The organism is Cupriavidus malaysiensis, assembly GCF_001854325.1.
GTDB lineage: Bacteria > Pseudomonadota > Gammaproteobacteria > Burkholderiales > Burkholderiaceae > Cupriavidus > Cupriavidus malaysiensis.
This window is the reverse complement of sequence record NZ_CP017756.1, coordinates 131,019-146,249: the sequence shown is the minus strand read 5'-3', so window position 1 is coordinate 146,249 and position 15,231 is coordinate 131,019. Positions and strand designations below refer to the sequence as shown.

Here is a 15,231-nt window from a genome sequence, read left to right as displayed (position 1 = left end):
TACCCAATCACGGAGAAGATGCCATGAGAAATAGCTGGTCGTGCCTCTTGAGGGCGCTGGCGAAGTGGGTGTACGATGTCATCACTATGACGCGTATGACTGCACCCAACGGTCTGGAAGTGGAGAAGGTCGTGACTCCCTCGGGAGGCACGGTCTATATCGACGCGTCCACCTCCAAGGAACTCCTCGATGCGATGCTGGACAAGGTCCGGGCACGCCTGAGCGAGATCGCGAACGAGCGTACCGCTCGTGCTCGAGTCAGCGACGACAAGCGCCGTCATCCCTGATCGCCGAAAGGATCACCGATGTCTACCTCGCGTTACCCGCGAGGCACGATACTGAGGTGTTTCTTCCCGTACGATACCCATCCGCAAATCCCTGGACCCAAGGCCCATTACTGCTTGCTTGCCGAGCAGGTGGAGCTTCCCGGCGAGTCACTGCTCGCCGTTTGCTATGGGACGTCTCGTCTTGACAACAATCTCATCCGCAAGCACAACGGCGTGATATTCAGCGTGCCTTCCGGGTTGATTCGCGGGACGATGACCGGTCCGGTGACACATTTTGTCGCTGACCACGTGGCTTTGATCAAGCCCACGGAGCGCTGGATGGAGTTGGATTGGAGCGCTAGATTGGATTTCATGCGCCCAGAGAAACGGGAGAATGACCCTCGGCGAGCGCGCCTCTATACCGAGTTTCAGGCGGTTGAAGAAGCCGCACTGCGAATGGTGGAGGAAGCTGTCCTCCATTTTCAGGCGACTGGAACAGTAGGCTTGCTACCCGGCAAGACACTACGCTGATCACCGTCCTGGTGAGCTGACCCACCCAAGCCCTTGATCTCTTCGGAGGTTGAGGGCTTTTTCTCTTCCCTGTGTCGATCCCACTGCCGGGCGCTCGCGGGCTCTCTGCATAGGCGTGGCTGCCCCGCATTTGTCTCTAGTCGCTCTTTGGCACCGCTTTGCGCCCGGCCAAACCGGACGTAGCGATTGGCTGGGGATGCCTTCGCCTGGAGAGGATCAACGACCGTGTGCAGCGGATCCACAAGGGGATACCGAAGAGCATGTACGCGGTCACCGATAGCGCGATGCTCCGAGGAGAAAGTCCAGTTAATTTGAAGGCCACTGTCGCCAAGGGAGCACACAGCAACCAGGCGTACCAGACGCTCAATTCCCTGTGCCAAAGCCAACGGCACAACTTCAACGCAACGGCATTCATCTCGATGCTCCAACGCAGCCAGCCACTACAACTGTTGGGTAGCCCCTATTTCGCGCCCGGTATTGCCCGTGGCTCGACGTTGAGCGGCGCGTTGTACTCAATTCGCTCCGGGACGCGTTGGTGCCCTGAGACCCAGATTTTCGCGCTCTGGGCGACGCGCTGTTGCTCCTTCTGTGTGAGGTTGGCCAGCATGCTGTCTGCCGCCTTCTTGTAGCGAGGGTCGCCTGTCGCGGCGATGACTAGCCACTTCGCCGCCTCGAACAGATTCTGCTCCTGGTAGTCGGAGCCATTGGCATAGAGGCCGGCCAGATAGTACATGGCAGGGCGATTCCACTTGTCGGCGGCGTTGCGCAGGGAGTTCATGCCTTCGAAGTTGTTCTTGTCGAGCCCGATGCCTTCGATCAATGCACGCCCGAGTTTGAACTGCGCCACGGGCTCGCGCAGACTGGCTGCGATCCGGTACCAATGGGTGGACAGCTGCGGATTCTTCGGGACGTCCTGGAATCCCTTTTCGTAGATGTTGGCCAGTTGCATCGCGGCGGGCAGGAAGCTCTTTCCCCCGACGTCCCGATCGCCGGCGGCCGCCGTGAACCAGCGCACCGCGTCCTTGGCGCTCGGCGCGCCGGTGTTCTGGCCCCACAGGTAGATGAGCCCCAGGTTGTAAGCCGCGATCGCATTGCCCGTGAGCTTCTCGTCGTCCGTGGTCTTGCCAGCGGCGAGCTCATACGCGCGCATGGCGATCTGAATGTCCTTTCCACCCGCCCGTTCTCCGTGCTTCGGCGCTCTGCCGACATGGTAGAGGTAGCCGTACTGCAGCGCGGCGGAGCGATTGCCATTGTTCGCGAGCTCGCGCAACTTCGTCATGGCCTTCTCAGACCCGTTCTCTGACGCCCGGTACAGCTCGTAGGCTTTCTTCTCGTCCGCTCCGGCAAAAATGTCCAGAAACTGTGCGTGCGAAGCACCAGGCAGTACGGCAGCCACCGCTGAGAGCCCCAGGAGCAGTGTGAAGAGACACCGGCGAATATTCATTTTCTGAACCTCTTACGCACAAATATCATCGTCGGAAGTTCATGATACCGGCCGGTGTCCCATGCAGAAAAAGAGTTCGATCGCACGTCCGATCCTCGGGGCGCTTCTGAAGAGGAAACGCGGAGGTCTATCCGCCAGCGAACTGGCGGACCAGCTTCGCTCTTCAACTGACGATGACACCAAGGTTCTGGTTCGGCTGGTTCGTGTCACCTTGTCCAATCTCGAGCGATATGGGTGGATTACCGAGGCCAAACTCTCCGCCCCCCTCGAATCGGGTGCGGCGGATCAGGACCAGCGGGACGAGAAGCGCTTTCGAATGACTCGGCGGCATTTGCCCGCGCCGACCACTGCCTTGTTTAGCCAAAGCCGCCTCGAGCGGGAGAGGGAGCGACGAGCGCAGGCTGAGTTCACCGGAAACGGCCCGACAGCCATGCCGGGATCGTTCTTTCGCCCTATCCATACTGAGGAGGAATGAGATGCCTAGATGCAAGGCTCGACTGCTGCATGTGCTGATCGTTGGCGGACTCGCGTCACTGAGCGTCCGCGCGAGCCATGGCAGTACCGTTCTTGTCGACTCGTGGGGTACTCCAATCGAGAGCGGCTCTGGCCTGCAGCTCGGCGTCCCGGAAGAGAGCCCGGCTGAAAGGTGGCCGAGTGCTGGTCCATCTCTCGGTCCCTCAAGCGAGGCGCTTCCCCTCGCCGCGAGTCCTGCCAGGCGTCGGCCAGCGCCGACGACCTGGGCCGGCCTCCCCGGTTTTGAGATCATCCCCGCGCACGATACGGTATCGTCCGAGATTTCTCGGCCCTTGGAGGGGGGCGAACGTGGGAGCGATCAAGGAGAGAGGGCCGTCGAGATACCGCCGGCGTTCGCCCTCCTGGAGATGACCCGGAATGCGTTGCTGCGCGACGTTCACGCCGGGCAACAGAGTCAGGCGGTTGCTGCCGCACCCGCGCTGGACGAGCCGTCACCCGGTGCTGAGCAGGTGTTTGGCGGGTACGGAAGCGCTCGCCGCCCCGCCCAAGCTACGCACGGCGTGGGCGCCGTGCGGGCAACCCAGCTGACCGGCCGCCACGATGCGCCGGCAGCGCCTGGGCTCAGCGACCAACTGATCTCCTTGGCAACTGTGGCCAGGGTGCGGTCGTCCACGCCGGGGACACTGGCCGAACCGGAAGCACGGCTCGCGACGTTTGCCACGGCAAGACCGTTCGCCCAGGCGGCTTCGCCATCGTTCGGCGCGAGTCAGGACGACATCCTCTTCGCGCGTGGTAGTTCGACTCTCTACGCGCCGGCAAGGGAGAGCGTCGAGCGGGCTGCCAGCGGACTGAAGCGGATCCTTCAGGACGGTGGGACCGTTGAGGTGATCGGCCGGGCTGACGCCACAGGGCAACCCACGGCGAACTACCGCCTGGCCTTGCGCCGAGTCGCTGTCGTGCTGTCCGCGCTCAAGCGAGCTGGCGTTGATGTGAAGCGAATTGGCGTGCGGACGTCGTTGGAGCCCGCCAATGCGGGGAGTGACGGCCGTAGGCACGCGTGGCGCTCGGTTTCGTTCGTGGTGAGACAGGCCAAGGCGGGGACGGTATGAGGTGGATCGGGCATTTTCGTCGCGTTGCATTCAATGCCGTACTCGCGGCACTCTTGTACGCTAAGGCGGGGGAACTCCGGAGTGGCAGGCGTCATCTGGTGGTGGCCCTGGCTCTGGCCCTCACGTGCGAGTGGGGTTACGCATTCACCCGCGGCTATGTGGAGCCCCTGCTCAGCGCCATCTTCGTTGGCTTCACGCTACCTGTCATTTACCTGATTACGCGAAACGCGCCGCCCTACGCGCGGCGCAAGCTGGGCGAGAGCGGCATCTATGTCGTAGCACTGACGCTCATTGGTGTGAATCTAGTCTTGATCGCCGCCAACGTCTTGTTCCGCTACGCGGACGCCGAGCCCACAGGCTTGTCGTGGCTTGTCCTGGGTGGCGTAGCGAGTGTCTGGAAGGTCTGTGCGTCGATCTACAACGTCATTGCCGTCTCGGGGCCACGCGGCGCAGAGGAGCCTGAACAATGACCGGAAAGAGGAACATCGTTCGCAGAAAGAGGAACATGGTTCGCAGGATCGCCGAGAAGCACGGGCTCTCGCAGCGGTGTGTAGAGCGGGTCATGGACGACCTCAAGCGGCAATTCATCAACGATATCGCGACGACGGGGTTCGCGCGTTGGGGGGGATTCGGGGTGTTCCGGGTCGATATTCACCGAACGCCTCCGTTCCGGAGCCCCCGTCTCCAGTTCAGGCCTGCGCCGGAACTTAGGGATGCAGTCAAGGCTACTCTTGTCCGCCCGCAGGTAGATGATCCGACTGACGCTGACGCTGCGGGGACCGTGACCAGCTCGAACCCTTGATCCGGCGCATCGGCCGCTTCAAGCAGGGGATGATGTCAAGCCGGGAGTTTGCAATTCGTTACGGTGTTACGGAAATTTATACGCTCCTGCTGTGATAAAAAAACATCTTGACGCGGTGTCGTTGTGGATGCCGCGCGCGAAACAGCTATGGGGATGGCTTATGACGCGCAAGATGGTTGTCGGTCAACAGGTGTTGGCCGCGATTGAGAAGCTCAGTCCAAAACGGCACGTGGAAGGAGAAGGATGGGTGACCGTAGGCGAGATGGCCTCCGCCAACCCGGACTGGCCGGCCTCTCAGGTCCGCACTTCCTTGGAGTACCTCGCGGCAAAGGGCAATCTGATGAAGACCAGAGCGATCTTCTCGGGAAAGCTCCTCGTTGCGTATCGCCTGGCGACAGAGAGCGAGAGGGATCCGACCTCGAGTTCCTTCGCGAACTCTCCGGCACTGGCCATGCAGTTGGCCATCCAATCGGCCTTATGCGGCCAGGAGAGGCTCCGACTGCCGATCCACTGGGCACGCGGCAGCCAATCCGCTCCATTCAACCTGTAGATGCATATCAGGGTGGCCGGCTCTCATCAGGGTGGCTTTCCTGATCGATGTAGGAGCATTTATGTCCGAGCGACGACACGCGGATAGGGCCTTGGAGGCGTTTCTCACGCGGTTCAGGGCTCGCCCTGGTACGGAAGAGGCTGGCGAATCGGGACGTCCGGTTGACGTGGCGACGCCCACTGTTGCCGAACCTCAACCGAGCACGGAGTTGCTTGCATACCGTGCGCAGGTGCTCGAGTTTGCGCTAGTCCGATTCGTGACCGGATCGACCTTCGATGCTTTCCCACTGGATGACACTGCCCTGGCGGTGGGGGGGGCCCTCGGACGCGACTGCGAGCCGCACAAGAAGACTCCTGCACAGTTGGCCATCGGTCCGGCCTTGCAGACGCTGCAGTTCCGCCGATTCGACGAGATGCCCGCGTCCGTACGTCAGGGGCTCCCGGCCGCCATTCTCGAATACATCGGAGTCGATGCGACGAGCGGTACTGCTTTACTCGGTGAATCTGCCTGGTTACGCGTGGCGGCCGCATACGAAGCGTTAGCTGCGACGCCCTCTCGCTCAGTACCTGAAGGGCTGCGACTTGCAGTCCGACGCGTCCTTCGATTCTGATGCGCCTGCACTCCTGACTTGCGTGGCGCACAAGCGGGGCTGGGCGCGCCTACGCGTCACCGGTCCCAACTGAGATCGCCGGAGTCGTGCGAGCCGCAACGCTCGCCCTCCGTCGGTGTCGCTCCGCGTCTATCCAGTGAGATTCGAGCTTCTGCGGGCCAGGCAGAAAGAAGTCTCGTGCTCGTGATGAAGCGACCGGCATTGCCTCGGGAGTAGGGCATTGCGAGCCTTGCAAGTCGGGCTCCAAAACGCAATTAACCGACAAGCATAGACCGTCAACCGTAGACCCTCACCTTCAAGCGCTTGGCTTGCACTAAATGCATCGTGCGGTGTTTTTTCTCTTGCCGCGTTGCAATTCACGGAAGGGTCATTTAGACTCTGACGCAACAAAGAAAAACCCCGCGTGTATACGCGGGGTTCTTTGCAGCAGGAACTCAGCGATGCTTGGCCGGCGGACTGAGTTCAGGATCCTGCGGAGCTACACATGTTAGGGGCAAGGGCGCTGGGCACCCAGGGCACCGTAGGATTTGACTGATTCTAGCCCCTGTTTTTTGGGAGTGCAACCGTGCACGCAAGAAACTTGTCAAGGGGCCCCGATGGTCGTTGCGACGCGCCCACAGCCTGAAGTAGCGCCGCTACTTCAGCAGGTTCTCACTCCGCTCGAGCACCTGGCCGCGCTAGCCCCGCAGCGCAAAGGCGACCACATTCTGTGGCGTCGTTCGCTTGCTGATGCTGGGAAACCCTCCTGGTTTAAGATCAAAGCAACGGATGGCGCAGCGGCCGTGCAGGCCATGCTGGAAGTGGTCGGAGAGGACGATGTTTACTGCACAGTGAACTCGTTCCGCGGTTGGCGACAGACCCGGTGCTTGCATCGACTCAACGCGTTCTGGGTTGATATCGACGCGAGGCAACCCTCCGCAGACGTCGGCCGCCTCGTCACCGTTGCGCTGGCACGGCTACAGAACAACCGAATTCCTGAGCCAAGCCTGATCGTGTACACCGGTCGCGGGGCGCACCTCTATTGGCTGATACACGACACCCCCCGGGAAGCGCTACCTCGATGGACCGCCGCCCAGCATCGCCTCACGAAACTCGTTGGCGGCGATCGCCAGGCGATCGATTGCACGCGAGTGTTGCGAGTGGTGGGAACCACCAACTCCAAGGCCCCCGCGCACAGGCGTACGGTCACAGCTGAGGTCCGTCATCCGGAGCGCTACCAGTTTGACTGGCTATGCGACCAGGTGCTCGAACACTCGAGAGCCGAGCTGCGCGAGATTCGCGCGAACCGAGCAAGCCGGCAACGCGACAAGCGGCGACATGGCCAGCGCGGCTCGAGCATCTTCCAGCTCTGGTACGACCGGTACCGCGACATGCTGGCCATCCTCGAGGCGAACTACATGGAAGGGGTCCCGGAGGGTAGCCGAGACTTAGTGCTCTTCCACCTTGCGAATGCGCTGTCGTGGTTTACCCAGTACGACGGCTTGTACAACGAGATCCATCACATCGCTTCGCGTGTCATCAAGACACTGTCACCGAAAGAAGTCGCCAGTTTCACGACCTCGATCTGCACCCGCGCCAAGCAGGCCCAACAGAAGCAGTTTCTCGCGTGGGGAACCAAGCAAGTCGATCCGCGCTACCGCATGTCCAATGAGTACCTCTGGGAGTTCTGGGGACCTTTGGTATCACGGCATCCCGAACTCATTCCCAAGCTGAAGACCATCGTGCCACAAGACGTGCGCGACGCACGCCGGCGAGCCCGTGAGCGCTGCCGTGACCGCCGGGCAGAAGGACGCTACAAGCTGCGTCGAGTCGACTACCTGGCCACGTGCGCCGACTTGCGCCGCAAGGCGGTTCGCATGCGTGAAGCCGGTCACACCTGGCACGAAGTAGGGAAGGCCCTGGGACTGTCTGCGGATGCGGCACGCATGCGCGCTGGACGAATTCGGCCACCGACGACGGCACCGAACAAGTGCGCCCGCGCTGTATACGCGAAGCCCGACCCTGCGCCGCCCACCACGCCCGAGAACTCGTCGTTTTCGCTCGCCGGAAAGCGAACATCTGCTCCCCCGCTGTATAGTGGCCAAGGGCCGGGGCGAAGCCCCTCGCCCGAAGGGGTTCTTTTCGGCAATATTCCTATTGCGAATAGTGGGGTTGGGATGGGGCGCGGGGAAGGGAAGGGGGCACACGCTCAATTCCGCCCCTTGGCGGCGGCCGACTTATCCACAGATTCCATTCGCGCTGTGGATGTCCCCGCGGCGCAGCTCTGTATCGACGTCGATGCGGAAGCAAAAAGGGGGCAACAGCGGCCGCGCCGGCGAATGGCCATCTCCCCGGATGTGGTGGCTGCGCAGAGAAAGATCCCGTTGCGAGAAGCCCTGGCGCGATTGGGCACCTATGTGAAGCAGGACCCGGACTTCGCACCGAGAAAGAACGCGGCCACAGCTTGCGTTCATGTCGGGCTGGGCAGCACCGTGTGGCAACTGATCCTGACCGGTGACTCGTGGTTCGACGTGCACGCGCGACGAGGCGGCAGTGGCGCAATCGCCCTGGCCATGCACATTCTCAAGGTGGACTTCCTTCAGGCGGTTAAGACGCTCGTCGACGGCACGGCTTGACCGCCACGTCACTCATCATCCGATCAGCCCTGCGACCGCACGTCAGCGTCTCAACTCTCCCAATGCCTGCAACGGGTCCGCGGTCGCCGAGGTGCAGAGGAGGTTCTCGTCAGGTGCCCTCGATCCAGTCGTCAGGACCTCACGATACAGCGGCAAGGTAGCCACCACGATCCCTGCTGTCAGCGTGGCGGAGCGACTCGGGTCTCGAGCGAGCCTCGAATTACCACCGCATAGGGATGCGTCAGGAACAGAAACACCGCATCACGGTGAAATTATACGCAGCACGGTGTTTAGAATCCGGTGAAGCGTAACGGATACTACAGCGTACGCAACACCTTACGCCGTTGCAAAGACGACTTCCCGGAATGGGATTGCATCGGCACTCTCCCTGCGAGCTGAGCCGATGCGAGAACTGACACACCCTGCCGTCGCAGTGCACCTCCTTTCGGCGATGCCTGCGCTCGGTCGTTCTGATCCGTCATACCCGTGGCGGCGATCCAGGAAACTGGAGCAATCGGGTGACACCGATTGTCGCTTCTTTACTCCCCAAAACCCCTCTTGAATTCAGTCATGAGTTCTTGAGGGGTTTTTCATTTCTCGCTTTTCCACCCGTCCGCCTGGCTGCGGCACAACAACGCTCGAAAGGAGTCTCCATGTCATCCGTCAACAAGGTCATCTTGTGTGGCAAGCTCGGTGCCGATCCGGAGATCCGCTATCGTCCGACCGGCGAGCCGGTTGCGACAATGCGGGTCGCCACGTCCGAACGTTGGACCAATGCCGACGGCGAGCGCAAGGAACACACGGAGTGGCACACCGTCATCGAGTTCCGCAAGAGCACGATCGAAAAGTACATCGTGCCTTACCTGAAGAAAGGCCTCGAGGTCTATGTCGAGGGCCGGAATCGCACCCGTTCCTACGACAAGGACGGTATCAAGCGCTACACCACCGAGATCATCGCGTCCGACGTCCAACTCAACGGCAATCGCCCTGATGCCGGGAAATCCGACAGCAACACGCCGAACGACCCGGGGGGTGATTTGCCGCCGGGAGACCTCCCGCCGGCGGACCTGCCGCCCGCAAGCGACGACAAGCCTTTCGCCTGATCGTTGGCAAGATCGAGCGGATGGAGCGCCAGCGGCCCAGCCGCTGGCCTCCAGCCGCCCGGAAGCGCTGCGGTGATCATGCTAGGGACGATCCGCGAGCTCGGGTTCTCCGGCCCTGGTGAGTTGCTCATGGCACTGTTCGTTTGCCTGGGCGTGCTCGCCATCATCTACTTCCTCTTCCTCCACACGCTCGTCGAGATAGCATCGGAAGCGAACCTCAACTCGGCCGACGATTCGGCCGGGCCACACGCCGGACGATCTCCCGTCGACGCACACCCCCAAGGTCGCCCATGAACATCCTCACGCAGGTCTCGCTACTCCTTCTGGCCGCGGGCGCGGCGCTGGTCTTCCTCGCGCGAAGCGCGGCCGAGATTCCTCAGACGCAATTGGAGATCGGGTGGTTGGCTAGCATTGCCGGGACCGTGCTCGCCTATATCCGGTTCCGGAAGTGGGCGATGCGACAGTATGCAAGGCGAGCGATTCGGCGGACAAAGTTCCCACCCTTGTGGCAGGTCTCCTTCGGACCGGATCCGACCGTAGAGTCCGCCGACGTCTTTCTCACTGGGCCGGACGGCAGCGTACGCTACGCTGTGGCCATTGCCCGGTGGAAGGGGGTCGCCGTCACCCGCACGCTGATCACGCGCCAGCAGAAACTGGTCGACCAGAAGGGAAAGCGAATGCGCTCCGGCCGGATCCGCGATCTGACCGACCAGTGTGCCACCGCAAAATGGTATCCGGTGCTATGGCTCCCAACAGCGCGCTCGGCGGCCGCCATGGTGCTCGACGATGGTCTACTCATCATCCAGGGGGGGGCGCACGAGCTTCGCGCTGCCGTCGCGCCACGAGAGAGCTGAGCGCTGCGCGTTACCGTGGCACGAACGTACCAGCGCCCCCCTTACTTCGCGGCCTTGGCTACCGGCCGGCCTGCGGCCGCCTGGCTAGGGTAGGGGCGCTCGAGCAAGTCTCGTTGCAGAAGCAGCTCGTACAGGGTCACCGCCAGGTGCTTGGCCTCCAGGGAAAAGCCTTCCCACACCTTGCGCGGCGGCAACAGGAGGCCCTTGAGTGCTGGGTCCGCCGTCATCGACTTGAACACGGCGTCGAGCCGCGACCCGACATCCACCTCGGAGACAAAGAAGTCCGCGGTCTCAAGGATTCCTGCCATGTGATAGACCTTCGCCAGCGGTACATCGAGGAACTTCGCGGTCAACTTGAGCTTCTCATCGCCCATCGTCGTCCACTTCCGGGTCCCATTCAGCAGCAGGTAAAAGTGCTGTGGCGACACCCCGATCTCGCGAGCGGCATCGTCCGCCGCCAGGCCAAGCTCCTCCATTCGCGCCTGAATGGCCTCACGAAGATGCGCGCTTTCGGCAAGCATCTGCTTTTTGGCGGTAGTCGGTCTACGCGTTGCCATGGCACCTTCAAGTTGATGTCGATGTGAACGGATTATAAACACAGTGCCAGATTATGGCACCGTGTTTTCACCGCAGGATGCAATTTATACGCTCCCCGCTCTTTAGAATAGGCTGAGATGCCGTCCAGTCGGCCAAGAACTCATTAGACCGGAGAGAGCTATGTTGTCCAAAGAGCAGCAGGTGGAAAGCGATCTGTGGAAATACCGCAACGGCATGGTCAATGTGGCCTGGCTTGTAGGCGTTGCGCGTAACGTGACCAAGCGCGGCGGTGACCTTCAGCAGACCAACAACCTCAACCATACGATTCCCTTTCACCTGAATGAGGGTGACTCCATGCCCAGCCGGGTGTCCGACAGAGCCACCATCAAAGTTGTCGGCCGCCTGGGCGGGGAGAAGGTCGGCGACGATTACTCGGTTGTGCTGCGCGTGCTGTCATTCCACACTCCATCGGTGATTGATTTGCCGCCGCGGCGCTTCTGGAACCAGGTCCTCCGGCCAGGCATCCCCCAGGACGACGTGCGTCCCGACACTTACGCCGAGGAAAGCGTACAGGCGCTCACCGGCGGCAGGATCAACGAGGGCTCCAGCAATACCGTGCGGGTTGCCGGCTTCGTTGCTGCCTATCGACTTCAACGCGCCGGGGCGAAAAAGGAAAACGGGGAATTGAGCAACGGCGCTCTCCTCCTGTTACTGCGACAGACGAAGGATGAAAAGGATCTTTTGCCGATCATGATCTATGGTCGGCTCGCCGAAGCCCATGCCAATCGCATCCAGATTGCTGATGCTCTGCTGATCGACGGCAGGCTTCGTGTCGATGCCAAGCCGACTGGCGAGCCCGCCGGTCCCGACGGGATCGTTCCGGTCAAGCGACGGCTGTATATCCAGGCCAACACCATCAGTAGCGTCGACTTCGGCTCGGAGATCAAGACCGTGCCGGACTGGGCGAAGGACCTCTACGAATCCGTGAGGAAAGAACCTGGTCGGCGGCCGACGGGCGCCGCGCCGCGCCGCGGGCCGACGCAACCGTTCTCCGTCCAGCAAGCGTCGCCCAGTCCGGACTGGAAACCCCCGATCGAGCGAGCAGGAAGTGGTCCGGTCGACGCCGAACTCAGTAACGAGCAGCAATTGCTCGATGGCGTCGATCCAAGCATCCTGCAGTCGTTCGGCCGATAGGGTGTGGCGTGCACTCCAGCGTCATCCAGGCCGCCGGTGTCGTTGTGCTGTTCTGGTGGGTGGTAACGGCCTGTTACGCGATCATTCAGTTCCCCGGTGAATGGCTAGATCGCCTCGGCCAGTCCACCGCATTGGTCCCCCTTGTCGCAGCAGCAACGGTCATCGGCGGTGCACAGGCCTGGCTTCGAATCTGGTCAGCCAAGCGCCGCACGATCGAGCTGCTGCGTCCAGACACGGCAAGAGGGTTGACGTGTGGCATCGGAAGGCTTCCGCTTATCGCCCGGGATCACACGTCGACAGCGGAATTGCCTAGTTTCGAGCACATACCCGATGTCCCCGCGGACTGGTATCCCAAGTGGATGGAGCGCTATGCGCAGTCTCATCCCGCGCACGTCGCGCTAGCCCGGGACCTGCTAAGGACGTTCAACGCATGCGCCTGGCTACCGGCCACGCATATCGAGGGGCATCACGGTGGGCGGTCGTTGCTCGAGCACTCGATGCTCATCGGCTACATGATGCACCGCCTGGGTGAGAGTTGGTCCTACAAGGGTCTTCGAGATCGGTCGGGCAAGAGAATCATCCTCAAGCTGCGCGACCCGGCCTACGAGTTCAAGGGGGACGACCCGATGTTGATGATCATCGGGTTGGCGCATGACATCGGAAAGATCGAAGCCTACATCTATGACCCGGGCAACCCGAAGAAGGTCCTGGGGATCCACCACGAGCACGACCTGACCGGTGGGAAGATGCTTGGACGGATGCCACTCGTTTGGGATCTCCCGGACGATGATCGTCGGGCCCTTGTGCAGGCCGTCTCCCACTACCATCACCCGATGCGGTTACCCCTGGCCAGCGATCGCCGCGCCAAAGACGACCGGGTCGTGGCATTGATGGAGTTGCTGATCCGCGCCGACTTCTTTGGCTCACGTCTTGAGCACGAGGGCCGCATCGATGTGACGGTAGACCCAAGCGCCGCAGCAAGTGCCTCGCCCGAGCTCTCGGACGACGCCGTGTTCAGCGCCTTCACTGCGATCGTGTTGGAATCCGGCCGCATCAATAGCGCCGATGCGCGCTTCAACGTCGGCTCGCTGTGCGATGGACACGGCTTCGAGAAACCAATGCTGCTCATCAACGAGACAGCGATACGCGGTGCGCTAATGAGCCGATTGCAGCTGCCGGATGCCATGCTGCTTGGCGATGGCCGGTCCCGCATCTCGATCGCACTACTCCAGGAGCTCGATGCCCGCAGCGCGCTCTACAAATCGCACGAGGGCCGTGCATATAGCGCCGAGAACTCTCTCTGGAACGTTGACTTCTGCTCACGGCCGGCGGAAGGCGCAAAACCCGTCAAGAAGTCCGGTTGGAGCGCCACGATCATTCTCGATCCGAAGGTGATTCCCGGCCTGGAGACCATCGACCCCTACTGGTGGTACGCCATCATCAATCGCCCGACGATGGGGCAGGGGCGAGCATACAAGAAGGTGCCGCCGGCCCACGCCCGCAAGTATGAGGCAGTCACCGACCCCGAGCAGTTTGAAGCCCAGCTGCGGCAGGCCAGGGCGCACATGGAGCGCCTCATGCCAGGGGACCACGAGGGCGAGGCCACGTCGGACGACTTCGAGCCCGCGCCAGAAATGGACGAGGCCGACGCGTCGGTCGCCGATGACAGGACGGATGCCGAGCAGCCCAGTTCGGACAACCAGGACGACCAGGACGACCAGGAAGGCCAGGAAGGCCAGGAAGAGGTCTTCGTTGAGCCCGAGTATGCTCAGACCGCTCCCGATCCCGAGGCACCGACCCCCATCGTCCCACTCGATCCGCCGGTGGCCAAGGAAGCGCCGCGCGGGATGATTCCGACCGTGTCAGAAAAGAACGTAGCGCCGATCGACATCACAGCGGCGCTTGATCGCGCCATGGCTGCCGCCCAGGCTGGAACGGCGAAAGCTGTCCGGCGCGGTGACCATCTCTTCTTCAGCAATCTGCTCCTGGCCAAACACACCCCCGAAATCGACTGGGTGGCCACGCGGTACAAGATCAGGAGCTTTTGCCAAGCGAAGAAGGTCGTGGCGGAGTTCGTCGAAACCTCCGACGGCGAAAACTACTTCCTGGCCATCAGGATCCGTGACTCGGACGCCGTCGAGGACCCGTGCGCCGCGACGTAGGCGTGCCGGCGACACCTAGCGCCGTCCTCACAAAATGGAGTACTTGGGGGGAACTGTCCAAGCCGCGATGCGCCATCGACAAAGTGATGTGCTTGGTCGGGCCGCCCCCCAACAGGCGCAGGAAGCGCACCCGCTGGCTCGCATACCTCGCGGTCGCCCCCGGCACCAGGCCGATACCCAAGCCGCTTTCGACCATGGCCACGAGCGTCTGGACCTGAAGAACCTCCTGGGACACGCGCGGGGCCAGGCCGGCCTGGTGGAACAACAGCCGGACGATGGCATTCAGGTTTGGCACCCCCGCCTGCGAGTACATGATGATCGGCTCGTCGCGAAGCGATTCCAAGTGGATCGAACGGCGCTTAGAGAACCGACCGTCCCGCGGCACGGCGAGCACGAGCTCATCGGTTTCGATCGTCGTCAGCTCAACGGCGGTGGTCTCCGCTGGCCCGTAGGTGAGGATCGGGCCTCTGACGAACCCCACATCGATCTCGCCACCCTCCACGCCTCGCAGGATCGCCGTGCTGGTCGTTTCCTGCAGGATCAACTCGACGTTCGGAAAGTTCCCTCTGAAGAGGGGTATTAGCTTAGGCAGTAGCGCATAGGTCGCACTTCCAACGAATGCGACGCGTAGTTTTCCGGCCGTTCCGGCGCGCGTTGCAGCAGCTACGACTCTGGTTTGCTCCGCGTGGAAGAGCGCCTGCCGGGCCTCTGCGAGCACTGCCTCGCCGGCTGAAGACAGCTTGATGCCGCGCATGCCGCGGCCCGGCCGCACGAAGAGTTCCACCCCAAGTTCCGCCTCCAGCTTGCGAATCGCGATCGACAACGGTGCCTGCTGCATGCTCAGTCGTTCCGCCGCGCGATGGAAATTCCCGGTCTCCGCGACGGCGACGAATTGATGTAACTGACGGATCTCCAACTGATATCCCTCCTGAATCACTACTCGTCGCTACAAATATTAGACGAAGTTGTTACGTACATTT

16 protein-coding genes are annotated in these 15,231 nt (G+C 61.9%); 13 read left to right on the top strand and 3 right to left on the bottom strand.

Translation table 11 applies throughout. The features are described 5' to 3' along the window. Window positions 1-131 precede the first annotated feature (131 nt). Together BKK80_RS37000 and BKK80_RS35135 are read left to right on the top strand one after the other, a co-directional pair. Complete coding sequence (locus tag BKK80_RS37000) at window positions 132-287, top strand: hypothetical protein (RefSeq protein WP_157903481.1); 156 nt, start codon at window positions 132-134, stop codon at window positions 285-287. Between the two features lie 18 nt (window positions 288-305). Beyond that, window positions 306-797, top strand: coding sequence for a hypothetical protein (locus BKK80_RS35135; protein WP_157903480.1), 492 nt, complete (start codon window positions 306-308; stop codon window positions 795-797). A gap of 460 nt (window positions 798-1,257) precedes the next feature. Here BKK80_RS35135 and BKK80_RS35130 read toward each other — a convergent pair whose 3' ends face one another. After that, complete coding sequence (locus BKK80_RS35130) at window positions 1,258-2,076, bottom strand: tetratricopeptide repeat protein (RefSeq protein WP_071073825.1); 819 nt, start codon at window positions 2,074-2,076, stop codon at window positions 1,258-1,260. 226 nt (window positions 2,077-2,302) lie between these two features. Here BKK80_RS35130 and BKK80_RS35125 point away from each other — a divergent pair, with 226 nt between their 5' ends. The 9 genes from BKK80_RS35125 (at window position 2,303) to BKK80_RS35080 (ending at window position 10,358) form a co-directional block, all read left to right on the top strand. Next, on the top strand, window positions 2,303-2,716 hold the full coding sequence (locus tag BKK80_RS35125; protein WP_071073823.1) for a hypothetical protein: 414 nt from the start codon (window positions 2,303-2,305) through the stop codon (window positions 2,714-2,716). 568 nt (window positions 2,717-3,284) lie between these two features. Beyond that, window positions 3,285-3,824, top strand: a complete 540-nt coding sequence (locus BKK80_RS36995) for an OmpA family protein (RefSeq protein ID WP_157903479.1) — start codon at window positions 3,285-3,287, stop codon at window positions 3,822-3,824. Window positions 3,825-3,922: 98 nt separating this feature from the next. Further along, complete coding sequence (locus BKK80_RS35115) at window positions 3,923-4,294, top strand: hypothetical protein (RefSeq protein ID WP_157903478.1); 372 nt, start codon at window positions 3,923-3,925, stop codon at window positions 4,292-4,294. Then, window positions 4,291-4,626, top strand: a complete 336-nt coding sequence (locus tag BKK80_RS35110) for an HU family DNA-binding protein (protein ID WP_071073817.1) — start codon at window positions 4,291-4,293, stop codon at window positions 4,624-4,626. The genes BKK80_RS35115 and BKK80_RS35110 overlap by 4 nt, the downstream gene beginning before the upstream one ends. Window positions 4,627-4,786: 160 nt before the next feature. Then, the gene (locus BKK80_RS35105) at window positions 4,787-5,176 is read left to right on the top strand and encodes a hypothetical protein (protein ID WP_157903477.1); all 390 of its coding nucleotides are present in this window, start codon (window positions 4,787-4,789) and stop codon (window positions 5,174-5,176) included. A 1,206-nt stretch (window positions 5,177-6,382) separates the two neighbouring features. Then, a complete protein-coding gene (locus BKK80_RS35095) occupies window positions 6,383-8,401 on the top strand; it encodes a DNA-primase RepB domain-containing protein (RefSeq protein WP_084545959.1) in 2,019 nt (672 codons plus the stop codon). 653 nt (window positions 8,402-9,054) lie between these two features. Then, window positions 9,055-9,504 (top strand): single-stranded DNA-binding protein, encoded by a 450-nt coding sequence (locus BKK80_RS35090; RefSeq protein WP_071073809.1) that lies wholly within the window; start codon window positions 9,055-9,057, stop codon window positions 9,502-9,504. A gap of 129 nt (window positions 9,505-9,633) precedes the next feature. Next, window positions 9,634-9,798 (top strand): hypothetical protein, encoded by a 165-nt coding sequence (locus tag BKK80_RS35085; RefSeq protein ID WP_157903476.1) that lies wholly within the window; start codon window positions 9,634-9,636, stop codon window positions 9,796-9,798. Then, window positions 9,795-10,358: a hypothetical protein gene (locus BKK80_RS35080; RefSeq protein ID WP_071073804.1), complete on the top strand. Its 564-nt coding sequence runs from the start codon at window positions 9,795-9,797 to the stop codon at window positions 10,356-10,358. The genes BKK80_RS35085 and BKK80_RS35080 overlap by 4 nt, the downstream gene beginning before the upstream one ends. Before the next feature lie 41 nt (window positions 10,359-10,399). Here the strand turns inward: BKK80_RS35080 and BKK80_RS35075 are convergent, their stop codons facing one another. Then, window positions 10,400-10,879, bottom strand: coding sequence for a helix-turn-helix domain-containing protein (locus BKK80_RS35075; RefSeq protein WP_071073802.1), 480 nt, complete (start codon window positions 10,877-10,879; stop codon window positions 10,400-10,402). Window positions 10,880-11,075: 196 nt separating this feature from the next. Here BKK80_RS35075 and BKK80_RS35070 point away from each other — a divergent pair, with 196 nt between their 5' ends. Both BKK80_RS35070 and BKK80_RS35065 read left to right on the top strand, forming a co-directional pair. Then, the gene (locus BKK80_RS35070; protein WP_071073800.1) at window positions 11,076-12,089 is read left to right on the top strand and encodes a hypothetical protein; all 1,014 of its coding nucleotides are present in this window, start codon (window positions 11,076-11,078) and stop codon (window positions 12,087-12,089) included. Window positions 12,090-12,097: 8 nt separating this feature from the next. Then, complete coding sequence (locus tag BKK80_RS35065; protein ID WP_071073798.1) at window positions 12,098-14,251, top strand: HD domain-containing protein; 2,154 nt, start codon at window positions 12,098-12,100, stop codon at window positions 14,249-14,251. Here BKK80_RS35065 and BKK80_RS35060 read toward each other — a convergent pair. Further along, complete coding sequence (locus BKK80_RS35060; RefSeq protein ID WP_071073796.1) at window positions 14,202-15,167, bottom strand: LysR family transcriptional regulator; 966 nt, start codon at window positions 15,165-15,167, stop codon at window positions 14,202-14,204. The two genes, BKK80_RS35065 and BKK80_RS35060, sit on opposite strands and share 50 nt — an antisense overlap. Window positions 15,168-15,231 lie beyond the last annotated feature (64 nt).